The organism is Prosthecobacter sp. (assembly GCF_044373815.1).
In the GTDB taxonomy this organism is placed as follows: Bacteria; Verrucomicrobiota; Verrucomicrobiia; order Verrucomicrobiales; family Verrucomicrobiaceae; genus Prosthecobacter.
The window spans coordinates 1-15487 of the sequence record NZ_JBIPNG010000111.1; the positions used below are offsets into that span (position 1 = coordinate 1).

The window sequence follows — 15487 nt, forward strand, 5'->3', positions numbered from 1 at the left end:
TTTTCCAAGCCCGCGAGAACGGATTGAAAGTCCTGCTGGATGGCGCAGAGCTGCTCCGCTGGGATGGCCCTTGGTCGGCACTCACTCAGACAAACCGTAGCTTTCTCCAGCAGGGCAGCCGCAGCAGCCCCATCTTCGCCATCGGTGCCTGCACCGGTGACGTCACCTATCACTCCATCGATATGCGTGAAGTGGATATCACTCAGGAGAACAAATCCACCCCTCTCCCAGCACCCGCACCCACCGCCACGCCTCAGCCACAGCTCAGCAAACTCGAAGCCGGTTTCCGCGCCCGCTACGAATCCGACGTGCAGAAGCCCTTCCTCACTGCCATAGCTGGATTGAACCAAAGCTACGTGGCCAATGGCATTGCCCGTGCACGTGCCGCCGCCCAGGCAAAGGGCAGCCTCAGTGAAGTGACCGCCTTCGACGTCGAAAAAGCCGCGATCGAGAACGGCGAGGGCGTTCCCGCCGCCGACGCTGAAACCATCCCCGCAGCACTCAAAGATCTTCGCGCCACCTACCGGCTCGCACTGGCAAAAATCAGCACCGAACGCGATGCCAAAACTGCTCCGCTGCTTGATGTCTACCTCAAGGCTCTCGATGCCGATGTGGCCGGGCTCACCAAGGCTGGCAAGATCGAGGAGGCAAAGCAGCTTTACTCGCAGCGCCAAGAAATCGCCGCCCGGCGTGAAGCCCTCTCCGTGCCTGGGGGCGCAGCCGCACCAGTCGGCGCAAAACCTCTCCCCAAAGACGGTTTCACCAACAGCCTCGGCATGAAATTTCTCCCCGTCAAAGGCACGGACGTCATGTTCTGCATCCACGAGACACGGCGCCAGGATTACGCCACCTATGCAGCAGCAAATCCCGGTACCGCTGAAAACTGGAAGAATGCCGGCCATGACGGTGTTCCCTGCGGTCACGAAGACAACCACCCTGTGGTGGGCATCCGCTGGGTGGATGCCCAGGCCTTCTGCGCCTGGCTCAGCAAGAAGGAGGGCAAAACCTACCGCCTGCCCACCGACGAAGAATGGAGCATCGCCGTGGGGCTCTCCCGCCTTGAGACACGCTCCAAGGGCATAACGCCCTCGATGCTCAGCGATCAGGAGCGCGAAACCTACCCCTGGAGCGGAAAATATCCGCCCAAATCCACCGACCAGGCAGGCAACTACGCCGACTTGGCCTTTGGTGCCAAGTCCCAATCTCCGGGTTTCATCAGCGGCTACGATGACGGCTTCCCCACCACCTCACCCGTGATGAGCTTCAAGCCGAACAAACTCGGTCTCTTCGACATGGGCGGAAATGTCCTCGAGTGGGTGGAAGACTGGTACGATGAGTCACAAACCGTGCGCGTGCTGCGCGGGGGTTCCTTCATCGACTCCAGCACCAATCTGCTCTCCTCCCACCGCTTTTTCGACGGCCCAACTCTCGGCCGTCACTTCAACGGTTTCCGCATCGTCCTTGAAGCTCCGAAAATAGCCCCCTGAGGGTTCACCCTCAGCCGGGAAACAGCTGCCTCACCGCCTTCTCCCGGTACGCAAAGATGCGCTTCAGCTGCGGCCGCACCAGCCACGCATGCGCCAGATCTCCCAGCGGCGCGAAGGGCAGCACGTACGTCGCCTTGTCCTCCATCTCGATTCGGCCATCGCCCAGATCGTGAAACTCATGCTCATGATGCCACACCGCATAGGGTCCCACACGCTGCTCGTCGATGAACCTCACCCCGGGTTCCACCAGCGTGATCTCAGACAGCCACGTCATCGGCAGTCCCAGCAGCGGCCTCACGCGGTAGGCGATCATCATCCCCTCCCGCACCTGCGGCACCAGATCCGGCGTGATGATTTCAAACCCCAGTTCCGGCGGCGTGATCTTCGCCAGATTCCTCGGGTTCGAGAAAAAATCCCACGCCTCCTGCCGCGTGGCCCGGATGATCTGCTTCGTGTGCAAAGTGTGAACGGCCATGGTCAGCTTGGGAAATCCGTGTTCACCGCCACCTCTCCCCACTGCTCCACCTCACGTGTCAGCGCCGCCGCCTTGTCCCGCATCTTCTTCACCACATACTTGCCCAGCGGCAGCCGCAGCGGTGCCTGGCCATCCAGCACCATCTTCACGATGGCCTCCGCCGCACGCACCGGGTCTCCCGGCTGCTTGCCGTTCACCGTTTCCAGAAACGTGGCAAACTTGCGCGCACTGCCCGCATAGTCCGCGATCTCTCCCGCCGCCTTTTCCAAACCTCGCGCAATGAAGTCCGTCCGAAACGGCCCCGGCTGCACCAGCGTCACCTGAATTCCCAGCGCCGCCAGTTCCAGCCGCAGGCTCTCGCTCATCATCTCCAGCGCCGCCTTGGCTCCTCCATAGATGCCAAAGCCCGGGTAGTTCGAAATCGCCGCCGCCGCGCTGATGTTCAGGATGTGCCCGCTCTTCTGCTCCCGCAGCATCGGCAGCGCCGCACGGATCACATTCAGCGGCCCAAAGAAATTTGTCTCCATGCTGCGGCGGATCTGCTCGTCACTGCACTCCTCCACCGCACCGATCAGCCCGTAGCCCGCGTTGTTCACGATCACATCCAGCGCCCCCGCCGCCGCGATCACCTCGCGCACGCTGTCCGCCTCCGTGATGTCCAGCGCCATCACCTCACAGCTTCCCGCACGCTCCAAGTCCGCGATGCTCCTCACATCCCGCGCCGTGGCGATCACCCGCTGCCCCGCGGCCAGCGCCGCCTCCGCTATCGCTCGGCCAAAGCCGCTCGAACATCCTGTGATCAGCCAGTTCTTTTGTGTCATGAGGGATTCAATTTCCAAAGCGTGTAGTTCAGGGTCATTGCAAACGTGACCCACGCCAAATACGGCACAAACAGCCATCCGGCTGCCTTGTTCACGCGTCTAAAACTCAGCAGCGTCGCCAGAATCGCGATCCACAGCAGTACGATTTCAAACAATGCCCAGCCCAGCTGATGCGCCCCAAAGAAAATCGGCGTCCACGCCGCATTCATCGCCAGCTGCACAAAGTAAAGCGTCAGCGGTTTGCCAAATCCCACCCGCTTCCACACCAGCCACGCCGCCACCGCCATCAGCGTGTAAAGCAGCGTCCAGGCAGGGCCAAACACCCACGCTGGCGGATTCCACGACGGCTTTTGCAGGGCCGCATACCACGCATCCGGCATCGAGCCCACACTCAGCAGTGGCGCGCAGAACGTGATGACGATGAATCCGACCAGCGCGAGGCCGCTGCGTGATTTGGAAGATGAAGTGCTCATAATTAACTCAAATACGCCTCTCGTGGCCAATTTGCGGGTTTCTTCCAAACCACGCGCCGCAAAAATCTCAGGATTCTCCATAGCGAATGCATGCACCTTGCATGTTCAGCAGCGTTGGTTTCTGCATGCTGCGTCTCATGCCGAAACATCTGCTGCTCCTCCTCGCCTTCTCCCTTTCCGCCCATGCGGACCCGGTGAGCTTCAGCCGCGAGGTGATGCCGCTGCTCTCGGACAACTGCCTTTCCTGCCATGGCCAGGACGCCGGACATCGCAAAGCCGACCTCCGCCTCGACACCCAGGAAGGCGCACGCGAGGTCCTCAAATCCGGCGATTTCATCGACCGCATCGTCACCACGGATCCCGAGGAGCTCATGCCGCCCCCGAAGTCCCACAAGCCGGCCCTCAAACCCGAGCAGGTCGCTCTCCTGAAGCGCTGGCTCGCCGAAGGCGCGCAGTGGGGCAAACACTGGTCCCTCGAAAAACCCGTGAAAGCAAAAGTCGAAGGCCATCCCGTGGACTTCTTCGTCAAAGCCCGCCTCGCCAAAGAAGGCCTCAAGCTCTCCCCCAAAGCCCCCGCTCATACCCTCCTCCGCCGTCTCTCCTTCGATCTCACCGGCCTGCCTCCCACCGCAAATCAAACCATCGACAGCCTCCTTGCCTCCCCCCACTTCGGCGAACGCATGGCCATGGTGTGGCTGGATGCCGCACGCTACGCGGACACCGACGGCTTCCAGTCCGACGCCTCGCGCACCAACTGGCCCTGGCGCGACTACGTGGTCGAGTCCTTCAACGCCAACAAACCCTTCGATCAGTTCACCCTGGAGCAATTCGCTGGCGATCTGCTCCCCAATGCCACCCCCGAGCAGAAACTCGCCACCTGCTTCCACCGCAATCACATGACCAACGGCGAAGGCGGCCGCGACAAGGAGGAGTCCCGCATCGACTACGTCATCGACCGCGTGAACACGATCGGCACCGTCTGGCTCGGCCTCACCCTCGGCTGCACCCAGTGCCATTCGCACAAGTTCGATCCCATCTCCCAGCACGACTACTACAGCCTCCACGCCTTCTTAAACAGCATCGACGAAGACGGTGCCGCCGGCACAGCTGCAAAGCCGTACTTCAGCTACCAGTCGCCCCACGCCAAGCGTGCCGTCGATGAAGCCCAAAAACTCGTCGATGCCCGCAAGCCCGTGGAAACCAAAGCCAAAGCGGATGCCGCAAACCCCTTCGAGAAATGGCTCACGGAGCAGCAAGCCGCAGTGAAAAACGGCTTTCAAGCCTGGCACATCATCCAAGGCACCGTCGAATCTCAAGAAGGCACAAAACTCGCTCAGGCCAAAGACGGCATCGTCTCCGCTAGCGGCCCGAATCCCAAACAGGACGACTACCGCCTCATCTCGGTGATCAAGCTCCCCCGCCTTACCGGCTTGAAACTCGAAGTCCTCCCTCAAAACGGTTCTCTCTCCCGCGGCAAGGACGGCGAATTCATCCTCACCGACATCAAGCTGCAGGTGCGCCGCAAGGGCAGTTCCCAGATCCGCGACGTCCTCGTCAAATACGCAGTCGCCGATACCAAGACTGAAGCCAAGGCCCGCGAGTATGGCGATGTGAAAGGCACCCTCGACGACGATCCCCGCAACGGCTGGACCACGAAGGGCTTCCCCAAAGACCAGCCGCACACCGCGCTCTACGGCCTCGCCGAGCCCCTCGTGCTCGAAAGCGATGAAGAACTCATCTTCGAACTTCGCCACCGCTCCACCAACGGCGACGCCAACATCGCCAGCTTCCGCGTTTCCGCCACGGATCAACCCGGCCCTGCAGTCCGCGAAATCGGCCCAACACCCCTCGAACAACTCGCCAGTGGCAAACCCGACCGTCACCGCCTGCTCGATCAATTCCTGGAAGATCACGAGCCGTACCAGCTCGCGAAAGCCTCCCTCGATCGCGCCAATGCCCAGCTTAAGGAAGTACAGGCCGCCGCAGGCAAGCTCAACGTCATGGTGCTCGCCGAGCGCAAAGAACCCCGCGACACCCACGTCCTCGTTCGCGGTGTCTGGGACAAAAAGGGAGATGTCGTCCAACGCGATGTCCCCGCCGCCATTGCCCCCTGGCCCGCTGGCACGGTGAAGGACCGCATCGGTCTCGCGAAGTGGCTCACCTCCAAAGACAACCCGCTCACCGCCCGCGTGTTCGTCAATCAAGTCTGGCAGATGCTCTTCGGTGCCGGACTCGTCCGCACCCCCGACGATTTCGGCCTGCAAGGCCAGCGCCCCACCCACCCCAAACTCCTCGACTGGCTCGCCGTCGATTTCATGGAGAACGGCTGGGACGTGAAGAAACTCATCAAGCTCATCGTCACCAGCGAGACCTACCAGCAGGCATCAGACCGCACCGATCCATCTGACCCTTCGAACCTCCTCCTCTCACGCGGCCCCCGCTTCCGCATGCCCGCCTGGATGATCCGTGACGCCGCCCTCGCTTCCTCCGGCCTGCTCAATCCCGCTCTCGGTGGCCCACCTGTTCGCCCCCACCAGCCCGACGGCGTGTGGGAGGAGATCTTCATGGGCCGCTTCACCTATGAGCCCAGCCAGGGCGCCGCCCAGCACCGCCGCACCTTGTACGCCTTCTGGCGTCGCAGCATCGCCCCTACCTTCCTCTTCGACAGCGCCCAGCGCCGCTCATGCGAGGTGGCGATTTCGCGCACCAATACCCCCCTGCAGGCCCTCACCCTGCTCAATGATGAGACCATGATGGAAGCCTCCCGCGCCCTCGCCAAACGCATGCTAGCCGCGAAAAGCGAAGATCGTCTGCCCCTGCTCTACCAGTCCGTGTTGACCCGCCCGGCCACGCCCAAAGAGCTGTCCGTCCTCCAGCGCGAACTCGACCGCGCTCTCGCCCACTACCGCGCCCATCCCGAAGACGCCCGCAAACTGCAAACCACGCCCGAAATCGCCGCGCACACACTGGTCGCCAGCCTGGTCCTCAACCTCGACGAAGCCATCACCCATGAGTGAATCCTCCCTCAACACCACCCGGCGCTACTTCCTCGGCCAATGCACCGGCGTCTCCGTCGGTGCCATGGCTCTCCACTCGATGGCCCAGCAGGAAGTCACCGGCCTGCCCTCTCTGCCCCATTTTGCCCCCAAGGCCAAACGCGTCATCTTCCTCACCCATTCGGGCGGGCCCTCGCAGCTCGAACTCTATGACCACAAGCCCGGCCTGATGCCCTGGGCCGGCAAAGAGCTGCCGGAATCCGTGCGCCAGGGCCAGCGCCTCACCACAATGACTTCAGGTCAGAAGCAGCTCATCCTGCCGGGCCTCACCAAGTTCAGCCGCTGCGGCCAGAGCGGCGCCACCATCAGCGAATGGCTTCCCCATCTTCAGGGCGTGGCCGATGACCTCTGCTTCATCAAGTCGATGACGACAGATCAAATCAACCACGCGCCAGCGATGACGCAGTTCCTCACCGGCCATCAGCTTCCCGGCCGCCCAAGCATGGGCGCGTGGGTCAGCTACGGTCTCGGCAGCCTGAATCGAAACCTGCCGGACTACCTCGTGCTCATCTCCAAGATGCAGCGCCCCAGCGACCAGCCCCTCTACGACCACTACTGGGGCAGCGGCTTCCTCCCCTCCCGCTATCAAGGCGTGAAGCTGCGCAATTCCAAGGACCCCGTTCTGTACCTCACCGATCCCGCAGGCCTGCCGCGCCACCTGCGCCGTGGCATGCTCGACGGCCTCGCCGAGCTGAACCAGATGCGCTTTGAGCAGACTCAGGATCCCGAGATCACCACCCGCATCCGCCAATACGAGATGGCCTACCGCATGCAAACCAGCGTGCCGGAGCTGACCGATCTCAGCGACGAGCCCGATCACGTCTTCGAGATGTACGGCCCCGACTCACGTCGTGCCGGCAGCTACGCCGCCAACTGCATCCTCGCCCGCCGACTCGCCGAGCGCGGCGTGAGCTTCATTCAGCTCTTCCATCCCGACTGGGATCACCACAGCCGCCTGCCAAGCTGGTGCACCGCCCGCTGTCGCGACACCGACCAGCCCAGCGCCGCTCTCATCAAAGACCTCAAACAACGCGGCCTCCTCGACGACACCCTCGTCCTCTGGGGTGGCGAATTCGGTCGTGGCGTGGCCGGTCAGGGCAAATGGGACAGCCCCGAAGCCGGTCGCGATCACCATCCGCGCTGCTTCACCATGTGGATGGCCGGCGGCGGCGTCAAACCCGGCATCACCTACGGCGCCACCGACGACTTCAGCTACAACGTCGCCGAAAACCCCGTCCACGTCCGCGACCTCCACGCCACCGTCATGCACCAGCTCGGCATCGACCACGAACGCTTCACCTTCCGCGCCCAGGGCCTCGACTTCCGCCTCACCGGCGTCGAGCCCGCCAAGGTCGTGAAGGACATCTTGGCGTGATCATCCAAGTAAAGCGAACATCCGCAGTCACTGTTCATCCCCTAATCGCAACTCAAGGAGGCTACGTGATGCCCCTCACCCTCTGCGCCTGCTCCTGAATGGCACCTCGTTGCTCAGCACTCAGTCGCCCCAGATTCTTGAGCTGCATTGCCATCCTCTGGTTCCCCCGCAGCCTCGCCTCATGCTGCAGCAGATAGTCCCAATACAGCGTCGTAAAAGGACACGCCTTCGCCCCCGTCGCCTGCGCAGGATCATACTTGCAGCCCGTGCAGTAGTTGCTCATCCGCTGGATGTATTTGCCGCTGGCCACATAAGGCTTGCTGGCCATCAGACCGCCGTCTCCATACTGGGACATGCCCAGCGTGTTGGGCAGTTCCACCCACTCCACCGCGTCCACATACACCGCCAGATACCACTCGTGCACCTGATGCGGGTCCACCCCGTAGAGCAGCGCAAACAGACCCGTCACCATCAGCCGCTGAATGTGGTGCGCATAGCCGTAGCGCAGCGTCTGCGAAAGAGCATCCCGCATGCAGTTCATGTCCGTCTCTCCCGTCCAGTAAAAACCCGGCAGCGCTTCGTGCGCTTCCATGGCATTCAGCCGCACATAGTCCGGCATCTTCAGCCAGTAGATGCCTCTCACATACTCACGCCAGCCAAGGATCTGCCGGATGAATCCCTCCACCGCCGCCAGCGGTGCCTTGCCTTCACGCCATGCTTTCTCCGCCGCCGCGATCACCACCCGCGGATCCAGCAGCTTCAGATTCATCGCCGCACTCAGCCGTGAATGATACAGCCACGGCTCATTCACCCACATCGCATCCTGATACTGCCCAAACTGCGCCAGCCGGTGCGCGATGAAATCCTCCAGCGCCTCCACGCTCTGCGCCGCCGTCACCGGCCAGTCGAAATCCTTCAGCGTTCCCGGATGCTTCGCAAAACGCTCCTCCACCAGCGCGATGACCTCCCGCGTGATCTCATCCGGCACAAACCTCCTCGGCGGCACCCGCAGCAAATCCGGCCCCGCTTTGCCAAAAGACCCGCGATTGTCGTGATCAAAGTTCCACTCCCCGCCCGCCGGCTTGCCCTCCTCCATCAGCACCCCCGTGCGCTGCCGCATCTCACGGTAAAAGAACTCCATGCGCAGCTGTTTTCGCCCCTTGGCATGCTCCGCAAACTCCGCCTGTGTGCAGAGAAAGTGGCGGTCCTCCGTTACCTCCAGCGGCACCCCCAGCTCCGCAGCAGCCGCCTCCAGATCACGCTGCACGCCCCATTCCCCCGCCTGCACCATCACCAGGGCGGCAGGGCGCAGTTCACGCACACTGGCGCGCAGCGCCTCCACAAAGCTCTCATGCGCACCCATCTCATGATAAACCACCCGCCATCCCTTCTCCCTCAGCGCCTCGCGGAAATGCCGCATGGCCGCCAGAAAGACCGCGATGCGCGCCTTCACGCTCCACACCTTGGTGGACTCCGCCGCCACCTCGGCCATCCACACCACATCCCGCAACGGATCAAAGCCGTCAAAAGCGGCGGATTGAAGATCAAGCTGGTCTCCCAGCACTAGCACAAGTCGGGGTCGGGATGGCATGGCGCATGCGCATTACGCACCACGCCGTGCTGTGGCCGCACCCGGCTTCCATGCCATGGCTGGCCTTCGTATTTGCCCCTGCGCTGACGCGCTTCATAGAAAGCCTCACCCTTCATGCCCCTCATCCGCTACCTCCAGAACCTCTCCACCGGCCGCACCATCCTATGGTGCTACTTCATCTGGTGGGTGCTCAGCATCATCCATCATTTCGATCCCACTCCGCGCATCTGGCTCACCTCACTTGGTCTCAGCGGCATCATCGGCGCCGCGCTGATCCTCAGTACACGCCCATCCTCCGGCACCATCACCAAGACTGATCCCTGGGTTCTCTTCCGCCTCTTTCTCATGCCATTCTGCGTCTCCAGCTTCGCCGCCTTGGTGAAAGACGCAGGCTACCTTCTAGTCTTCCCTCCATCCCTCAAAGAAAACGCCATCGGCATCAGTTTGATCGCAGCCTTCCTCCTCACTGTGCTGAGCGTGAAAAAGCTCAAGCCGCAGGCAGCCGCACCGTGAAAGTGCTCCCCTGCCCGACCGCGCTCGTCACACGCACCCCACCCCCATGCGCTTCCGCCAGCGCCTTCACAATCGACAATCCCAGGCCGCTGCCACCATGCACACGTGAGCGCGCTTTATCCACGCGGTAGAATCTCTCAAACAAATGCGGCAGATGCTCCGGCGCAATTCCACCGCCCGTATCAATCACCTGTACCTCGATCCACGGCGGCGCTTTAGAGACTCTCACCGTCACCTGTTCTCCCGCCGGCGAGTACCTCACGGCATTTTCGACAAGGTTCGCCACCACCCGCTCCAGCGCAATCCGGTCTCCGTTCACACTGAGCGGTTCATTTGTGCCGTCCTCATGCTGCAACGTGATGCGCTTCTCACTCGCGAGTCCCTGCAGTCGCGCGACCACTCCGGCACAAAGTTCGCTCATATTCACCAGCTCCCGCTGCGCAATCCCATCACCAACATCCACCTGCGCGAGTGCCAGCATGTTTTCCGTGAGCCGAGACAGCCGCTCGATCTCCTCCTTGTTGCTGACAAGCACTTCGCGGTAGTCCTCCGCACTGCGCGGCTTTCTCAGCGCCACCTCGATCTCCCCACGCAGCACCGTCAGCGGCGTGCGCAGTTCATGCGAAGCATCCGCCGTGAACCGCTGCTGCGTCGCATGCGCAGATTCCAGGCGGTCCAGCAGCAGATTGAACGAAGCCGCCAGTGCGGCGAGTTCCGCGTCATCGGCAGGCACAAACAAACGCCGCAGTCCCAGTTCCGCACTGCTAAGTCCGCGCGCCGCCTCTTCCAGATTCGCCACCGAGCGCAGCCACTGCCGGCTCAAATGCCAGGCCGCCAACGCTCCCGCAGCCAGCATGGCCGCACCGCAGCCCACCAGCCACACCAGCAGCCGCCATTCCCGCGCCTGCACCGCATCCAACGGCATCAGGGCTTGCGCATACAGCGTCACCGGATCTCCCCACTGCTCACGTCGCGGATGCGTTGCCGCTCGGTACGCGCGCCCGTCCACATAAAGCGTCTCGATCACCGCATTCCCTGCCGGATGTTCGGAACGCCGCACCTCATCACTCAGCAGAATCGCATACGCCAGATTGCTCGACTTGCCTGCAAGGCTGCCGTCCGCCGCAAAAACCTGCAGCATGAAATGACGCTCCTGCACCTGCAGCTCCTGCTCGATCCACGGTTCCATCCGCAGCCGGCTGACAGACACCAGCCTGCCAAGCAGCGTCGCTTTGGAGCGCAGAAAATCATCCAGATCATTCGTCATCGCCTCACGCGCCACCAGCCATGCGATGACGCCAAACATCAGCAGCGCCGCCGCCAGCAGCGCCGTGAAACTGATGCAGAGTCGTGCGCGGAGTGATTTCATGATGTTTGCAGCAGGTAGCCCGCGCCACGCACGGTTTGGATCAGCGCCGGTGAGAAGCCACGATCGATCTTCTCCCGCAAATGGTAAACCGTGACTTCGATCACATTGCTCGGCGTGTTCGGCAGGTCTTCCCACACCGTTTCCGCCAGTTCGGCCCGCGTCACCACATTCCCCGCGCGCCGCAGCAGATGCCCCAGCACGCCGAACTCCTTGGAAGAAAGCGCCACCAGCTTCCCGCCCCGCGTCACCCGCCGTGCCCGCAGATCCACCTGCACATCCGCCGCATGCAGCAGCGCCGTCTCTTCTGTAATGCTCCGCCGCAGCAGCGCACGCACACGCGCCAGCAGTTCCGCAAAGGCGAACGGCTTCACCAGATAATCATCCGCTCCAAGATCCAGCCCCTGCACTCGATCCCCCACGCCATCTCGCGCAGTGAGCATCAGCACCCGCGTGGACACACCCGCAGCCCTCAGCGCACGCAGCACCGAAAATCCATCCCGCAGCGGCAGCATCACATCGAGAATGATCAGATCAAAACTACCGTCCCTCGCCTTGGCCAGCCCTGCCTCGCCATCCAGGGCGGTTTCCACGGCAAAACCTTCCTCCCGCAGCCCGCGTTCAATGAAGCGGGCCACCTTGATTTCATCTTCGATGACGAGGAGGCGCATGCAGGCCAAGAAACGCGGCGATGCCGATCATGAAACCCGTTATTTCTTCTCCAGCACCATGAGGAACTGCCCGGCCTGCGGATTCGTTTGCAGCTTGGTGGGGCGGGTGGAGTTCGGGTTGTCGTTCGCCGAGCACCATTTCAAAGTCTTGCTGTCGAGGTCAAAAATGCCCTCATACTTTTTACCGGCAAACTGCCCTTCCGTCCCCGTGGCATCGATGCGCTTGCCCGAAATCTTGTACGTTCCCGTGCCCATCTCACGGTTTCCCTGCGGATTGGAAGCAGTGATTTTATCCGCCGTGATCACCAGCCGGATGTCCCCATGCTTGGAGCCATCACTGTCCGCCATGAAGCCATCCCACGTGCCAATGAGCTGCTTCTTCACATCGTCCTTCTCATCCGCCTTCGCCGCCGCAGGCTTCGTGGCTGCCGCCCCCTGCTCTTTGACAAAGGCCTGATCAGCCTCGCTCAGGCGTGCCAGAGGCAGTTGCAGCGTGCCACCATTCCCCGTGCGCACCACCACCGCACTTCCCTGCACACTGACAAAATCACCCTCCAAAGTGCGCCCCGTCTGCGCCTCCGTCCAGGTGCGGGACTGAAGACTCGACAAGGCGCAAAAAACCAGGCTGAAGTGAAGCAGAAGCGTTTTCATGACGGTGCGATGAAGGTTGCCCGCCCCAACGCACCGCGATAATTAAAATCACTTCATCTTCCTCCACTCACGCCGGCATCGGCACCCCATACGGCAGTTCGTCAGGGATCGGGGAGAACTCTCGGATCTTGGTCCACAGCGACGCGTAATCCTTGTTCACATCTCCGGACAGGCAGTCGGTGATCTCGTCGCCAGCTTCAGGATACTTCATCACCACCTCCTTGAAGGAAAATTTCGGATTGTAGAAGGCATACACCAGCTTGCGCATGTTATCGATTCCCTGGCGCATCAGCCGGGCATATTCAGCGAAGCGCTCTGGAGAAACGTCATTTGCCACCAGCGCCTCATGCACGGCCTCTCCCGCCAGCACGCCGCTCTTCAGCGCCAGCATCACCCCGCTGCTGAACACCGGATCCAAAAACGCAAAGGCATCCCCCACCAGCAGTAGCCCCGGCGATGCACCATACTTCGAGTGCCGGGAATACTCGCTCGTGATCCAGTATTCCCCCGTGGAGGCTCCGGTCGAAAGATGCTCCTTGATCCACTGGTTCTCGCCAATCTCACGCTCAAACATCGCCTTCGGATCCTTCACCCCATCACGGCTCAAATACTTCCCTTCGGCCACGACGCCCACGCTCACCATGTCCCCATGCATCGGGATGTGCCAGAACCAGCCCTTCTCCGGCACCAGAGCGATCGTCGTCGCACCCTCATCCAGGCCCGCCTCGCGCTTCGAGCCTTTGTAGTACGTCCACACTGCCACCTTGTTCAAATACGGATCACCCACCCGCCAGCCCTCACGAACAGAGGCAAACGCTTCCTTGCCCGAGGCGTCGATCACCAGTTTGGCCAGCAGGTGCTCCTTGGTGCCGTCCTTGTTCTGCACCGCCACGCCGATCACCCGGCCGCTGTCATCCTTGAGCAGCTGCGTCACCGTCGTCTCCTCGCGCACCACAGCACCCTTGCCGCGCGCATGCTCCATCAGCATCTGGTCAAACTCCGAACGCATCACCTGCCACGTCTGCGCCACCGTCTCGCGGTCATAGCGGTTGTAAAAGTAGAAAGGCTGCGAGCGCCGGCCATCAGGCTGCACAAAACTCACGCTGAACTTCTTCATGAAGTGCGACTTCTTCATCGTCGGGATCAGCCCCAGCCGCTCCAGCGGTCCAAACGTGAACGGGATCAACGACTCCCCCACATGATAGCGCGGAAACTTCTCCCGCTCGAGCACCAGCACTTTGTGGCCGTACTCTGCGAGGATGGCTGCAGTGCTGGCTCCGGCCGGACCGCCGCCGATGATGATGACTTCGTGGGTGCTGTTCATGTGCATAACAACTTCAATACGCATGAATGCTGTCTGCTGGTACACCACCTGCAATACCATTTCAGCATCACTTTCATGCCCGTTGGCGATAATGGCGGATGGAAAACAAAAACTTCCCATTCAAAGCCACCTTGGCTACAACCGCGCCAAGAACACGCCCCTTATCGCGCAATAAGCTGCGCTTTCCCAAACAGGCTTCTCCGAAAAGCAGGCAGCATGAATGCCCGTAGAATGGGTGTGGCGACAGCCCGCCCGTTCCCGAGCGCATGGCAACCCCCGAAGACTAGCTCCACTCCCTGCGCAAAACGGTTTGGCGAAGCAGAACATTGAGCGTTGAACCCAGGTACTGATTACTCCACGGCTCCTGCTCTCGTCGGCAGAAAAGGTTCGCTCATCATCTTTTCCACCTCGGTGCGAAATTGAAGCAAGACCGGCTCCAGCGCGGCACGGCTCCAGACATAAACACAGAACGGTGCAGACGCTGACTCTGAGTCCATAGCCAGCGCCGCTGAGACGTATGTTCCTCCCTCGCCATCGGGACATCGCACGTCTCGAACGTGAAAATGTGCCAGCGCAGAAGCAGGAACAATGAGTCGGTGGCCAGGAATCGACAGAGAGGCATTGCGCCGGTCAAAAATCAGAATCGGACCCTCCTTTCGAAACCACAGGGCCATCCCAATGACGACAATCATCATCACACCCCCAAAGCTCATCCACAGTCCGAGGAATGATTGCGTGAAATCAAAGTGTGCCACCACCCAGGCCAATCCTGCCAAAATGACGCTCATAGACACCACAGGAGCCCACCACCGGCCCTTCTGAAACATTTCGACTCGCTGCTCAAACACCCGAACAGCAGGACGGCGCGCCATCCACACTTTGGGCCGTTTCAAGCTGTCGATGGAGGAAATCATGGATACCGATTACGTGAGCAAACCAGCGTTTCACTTCTTAACTTCTCCCAACAGCCTCAACGCCACTTCAATAAGCTTCTCGCCACTGCCCACCTCTCCACGCGCGCTGACGATCTCATAATTCCCCTGGGGATACGCTTCACGGTTCGGCACATACCCCACACTCCCATTCGCCAGCTCTGCGATGATCGTGTGCTTGAACGGCGAAGCATTCTTCAATGCAAGCCCCAGCTCGACAAAAATCTCTCCCGGCAGCGCCACGATAGCCAGCTCATCACTCAGCGCGATCACCTGCACCTCGGCGAGCAGCGGCACCCTCTGCTTCTCCACCGTTTCCAAAATGCACACCGTCTCCGCCATCGGCACGGTACCAAAATTCTTGGTGAACATGTTCGTCGCCATGTCCTTCGCCTTCGCAATCTGCTCCGGTGTGAAGCTGCGCCGCTGCAGCGTCACCTGCTCGGAACGCACACGCGGCGCGAAGGTGCTGACAGTCTTCATGCTCGCCCACGCAGCATCCGTCGCATCCGCCAGCGCAGTGCCCAGCTCCAGCGTGCTGCGGCGCTTGCCGTTGATGTAGTCCCCGTGGTTGATGTTCCCACAGCAGCCATTCGCAAACACCGAGACCATGCCCGGTCCGTGCCGCTCGCTGACCAGCTTCGTAAACACCCCGGGATAATCCGCCGAGATCTTCGTCCCCGCGCCCACCGAGGTCGGGTGCATCGCAAAGTTCAGCAGACTCGCCGTAGGTTTACCTTCGGACTCAAACA

General features: G+C 61.4%; 13 protein-coding genes and 1 pseudogene. 4 read left to right on the forward strand and 10 right to left on the reverse strand.

Annotated features, from left to right (window positions below; genetic code table 11):
- The coding region (locus tag ACIREA_RS11515; protein ID WP_397382422.1) for a formylglycine-generating enzyme family protein at positions 1-1487 on the forward strand (1487 nt) is incomplete at its 5' end.
- Between the two features lie 10 nt (positions 1488-1497).
- Here ACIREA_RS11515 and ACIREA_RS11520 read toward each other — a convergent pair.
- From ACIREA_RS11520 to ACIREA_RS11530, 3 genes are read right to left on the reverse strand one after another with little or no spacing between them, the layout of a single operon-like run.
- Positions 1498-1962, reverse strand: coding sequence for a hypothetical protein (locus ACIREA_RS11520; RefSeq protein WP_397382423.1), 465 nt, complete (start codon positions 1960-1962; stop codon positions 1498-1500).
- A gap of 2 nt (positions 1963-1964) precedes the next feature.
- Positions 1965-2783, reverse strand: a complete 819-nt coding sequence (locus ACIREA_RS11525) for an oxidoreductase (RefSeq protein WP_397382424.1) — start codon at positions 2781-2783, stop codon at positions 1965-1967.
- Positions 2780-3256, reverse strand: a complete 477-nt coding sequence (locus ACIREA_RS11530) for a TspO/MBR family protein (RefSeq protein ID WP_397382425.1) — start codon at positions 3254-3256, stop codon at positions 2780-2782. Before ACIREA_RS11530 ends, ACIREA_RS11525 begins: the two co-directional genes overlap by 4 nt.
- A gap of 137 nt (positions 3257-3393) precedes the next feature.
- Here ACIREA_RS11530 and ACIREA_RS11535 point away from each other — a divergent pair, with 137 nt between their 5' ends.
- Together ACIREA_RS11535 and ACIREA_RS11540 are read left to right on the forward strand one after the other, a co-directional pair.
- Positions 3394-6273 carry a PSD1 and planctomycete cytochrome C domain-containing protein gene (locus ACIREA_RS11535; protein ID WP_397382426.1) on the forward strand — a complete coding sequence of 960 codons (2880 nt, stop codon included), beginning with the start codon at positions 3394-3396 and terminating at the stop codon, positions 6271-6273.
- The gene (locus ACIREA_RS11540) at positions 6266-7687 is read left to right on the forward strand and encodes a DUF1501 domain-containing protein (protein ID WP_397382427.1); all 1422 of its coding nucleotides are present in this window, start codon (positions 6266-6268) and stop codon (positions 7685-7687) included. Before ACIREA_RS11535 ends, ACIREA_RS11540 begins: the two co-directional genes overlap by 8 nt.
- A 61-nt stretch (positions 7688-7748) precedes the next feature.
- Here the strand turns inward: ACIREA_RS11540 and ACIREA_RS11545 are convergent, their stop codons facing one another.
- The gene (locus ACIREA_RS11545; RefSeq protein WP_397382428.1) at positions 7749-9278 is read right to left on the reverse strand and encodes a cryptochrome/photolyase family protein; all 1530 of its coding nucleotides are present in this window, start codon (positions 9276-9278) and stop codon (positions 7749-7751) included.
- A gap of 114 nt (positions 9279-9392) precedes the next feature.
- Here ACIREA_RS11545 and ACIREA_RS11550 point away from each other — a divergent pair, with 114 nt between their 5' ends.
- Positions 9393-9791: a hypothetical protein gene (locus ACIREA_RS11550; protein ID WP_397382429.1), complete on the forward strand. Its 399-nt coding sequence runs from the start codon at positions 9393-9395 to the stop codon at positions 9789-9791.
- On the opposite strand, the gene ACIREA_RS11555 is transcribed toward ACIREA_RS11550, so the two are convergent.
- The 6 genes and pseudogenes from ACIREA_RS11555 to ACIREA_RS11580 form a co-directional block, all read right to left on the reverse strand.
- The gene (locus ACIREA_RS11555; RefSeq protein ID WP_397382430.1) at positions 9766-11160 is read right to left on the reverse strand and encodes a sensor histidine kinase; all 1395 of its coding nucleotides are present in this window, start codon (positions 11158-11160) and stop codon (positions 9766-9768) included. The genes ACIREA_RS11550 and ACIREA_RS11555 overlap by 26 nt on opposite strands.
- A complete protein-coding gene (locus ACIREA_RS11560; RefSeq protein WP_397382431.1) occupies positions 11157-11828 on the reverse strand; it encodes a response regulator in 672 nt (223 codons plus the stop codon). The genes ACIREA_RS11555 and ACIREA_RS11560 overlap by 4 nt, the downstream gene beginning before the upstream one ends.
- A 39-nt stretch (positions 11829-11867) precedes the next feature.
- The gene (locus ACIREA_RS11565) at positions 11868-12479 is read right to left on the reverse strand and encodes a hypothetical protein (protein ID WP_397382432.1); all 612 of its coding nucleotides are present in this window, start codon (positions 12477-12479) and stop codon (positions 11868-11870) included.
- A gap of 67 nt (positions 12480-12546) precedes the next feature.
- Positions 12547-13803 (reverse strand): NAD(P)/FAD-dependent oxidoreductase, encoded by a 1257-nt coding sequence (locus tag ACIREA_RS11570; protein ID WP_397382433.1) that lies wholly within the window; start codon positions 13801-13803, stop codon positions 12547-12549.
- Positions 13804-14153: 350 nt separating this feature from the next.
- On the reverse strand, positions 14154-14717 hold the full coding sequence (locus ACIREA_RS11575; RefSeq protein WP_397382434.1) for a hypothetical protein: 564 nt from the start codon (positions 14715-14717) through the stop codon (positions 14154-14156).
- A gap of 30 nt (positions 14718-14747) precedes the next feature.
- Positions 14748-15487: pseudogene (locus tag ACIREA_RS11580) on the reverse strand (hypothetical protein); the annotation flags it as partial.